Origin of the sequence: Thiolapillus sp. (genome assembly GCF_048562965.1) — a bacterium.
Classification (GTDB): domain Bacteria; phylum Pseudomonadota; class Gammaproteobacteria; order Chromatiales; family Chromatiaceae; genus Thiolapillus; species Thiolapillus brandeum_A.
Genome location: NZ_JBHNMF010000570.1, coordinates 1 through 1,997 on the forward strand (window position 1 = coordinate 1; position 1,997 = coordinate 1,997).

A 1,997-nucleotide genomic window follows, 5' to 3' on the forward strand; every position below is an offset into this window, starting at 1 on the left:
CGTTCGGAGGCCTACTTTGTTTTCCCTCTGGCGCAAGGCACGCCGGGAAAACAGTGCGGCCTCGCGGCTACTGGGGACTACCAGCCTTCGCTTCGCTCTCCATGGCTGGCAGCGATGGAATCCCAGGCCAGGTAGATGCGCCCCTGCTCCTTCAGACGGCTGACTACATCAAAATCCGGCGCCAGGAAGATCAGACGATTCTGTTTTTGCCGAGGTTGGTCACCGCGGTTGTATAATATTTTTTCAGCATCCGTGAAGGCGGGGTTGTTCTCACCGCGAGAGTAAGCCGCATGTGTCGGTAATACCACTAGGCGCGGACCCGTACCATAGTCATCGGGAATATCGACAGATGGCGTGAACACGTGGATGCCGCCAAAATGATGGTTCCTCCCGAATACGCGAGTAACACGTGATTTGATCAAGATCTGTAGCTCATCACGATCACTGATATTCTGCTTCCGACTCTCCATTTCCCTGCGCAGATTGGGACGGGTGTCGAACCAGTACCGATCTTGCTCTGAATAAAGATAATGCAGCCGATCACACAGACGCTTCAGCACATCCTCGAATACACCTACTGTCTGTCCCGGCTGAACAGCGCCTAACAGGATGCGCTCAGCTTGAATACCTCGCACTGCCTGGTTCGCAGCGGCAGGGGCACTACCGAGAAAGACCGTGCGAGTGGTGCGACGGGCAGCCTGAACGCTGCCAAAGCGGGTATCGTGGCCATCTATCTCGAACGGTACGGAATGCGAACCGTCGATTTCACGCTCGATGACTGGCTCCCAGCCTTGAGGCAGATAGTGAATACTCTTGGTGCGCACATTACTGTCATCCAGCGGCAAGGTTCCCGGCATGATCAGTGCATCGCGGTTATCTGTATTCCACAAACGGTGGATTACGATGGCCATGTACTGGAGCACGCCTCGGGTGCGCTGGAATTTCTCCAGTGTCGACCAATCTTCGTACAAGCGATCAAAAATCTCGGGGTGAATGGGATAAGAACGTGTCAGCCGTTCAAAATACTCGTTTGACTGGGTTTCGAGCGGGAATTTTTCTGCGTGTTTTCGGTAGAAATCGGAGAACTGCCGGCTGATACCTTCCACTTCAGCCCGGTCGCCTGGATTCTCGAACAGGCGCCTGCGGACGATTTCGAAGGCTTCCTCGGTGGCAACAGGCTTCCAGACCGATTCCACTCGGGCAAAATACTTCTCCAGAGCTTCCAGCGCTCTTTTCCCCATAGTACCACCAGCCTCGATCTCCGACTCGGGAAGCGATGCCAGCATGATGGCATTGGGGACAGATTTCATTGCTTCAGTCAGTGCCTGGATGAAACTGACGTTACTGTCAAAAGTTCCTGCCTTGTATTGTTTGCCGATCTCTAACTGACGAATGAAAGCGACCAACTCATCTATCAGGATCACACAAGGCGCTGCCTGACGAATCAGGTTTGTCAGGATTTCCTTGCCCGGTGAAGTGCCATCCCGGTCACTGTCGGCCAGTTGCTCGAAGCCCGCTTCGCCAAGTAATTGCCAAGCTAACTCACCCCAAAGGGTGTTGATGGTTTGTTGCCCATAAGTACGGGATTGGCTGGGTGAAAGTTTGATGCCATCGATCACCGCCACGCGGGCCTTGGGAAGCTCCGCAATGCCCGCCTCATCGAGCAGTGGAGGAATTCCGGATAGTTGAGAGGTAGGCACTGAGCGCGAGGCCAGGTGATAAACAGCTAACAAGGTATGCGTCTTGCCCCCACCAAAGGCTGTTTGCAGTTGAACAACAGGATCCCCTCCCTGGCTTGCGAGCCGTTGCGCCACCGATTCCAACAACAAGTGCATACCTTCGGTAATATAGGTTCGCGCGTAGAATTGCTGGGCACCCTGGTATTCAGAGGGTGCTTCGCCATTGGCGACCTGAGTAATATCAGCAGCAAATTCTGACTGCTTGAAGGTGCCTGCCAAAACATCTTTATGGGGGGTGGCGATCTCGCGCCAGGGTTT

The 1,997-nt window shown here is 54.2% G+C and carries 1 protein-coding gene; it reads right to left on the minus strand.

Annotated elements, in window-relative coordinates:
- Positions 1-77: 77 nt before the first annotated feature.
- Positions 78-1,997, minus strand: a 1,920-nt coding sequence (locus tag ACOCD2_RS17820; protein WP_419625845.1) for an ATP-binding protein, incomplete at its 5' end; no start/stop codon positions are given.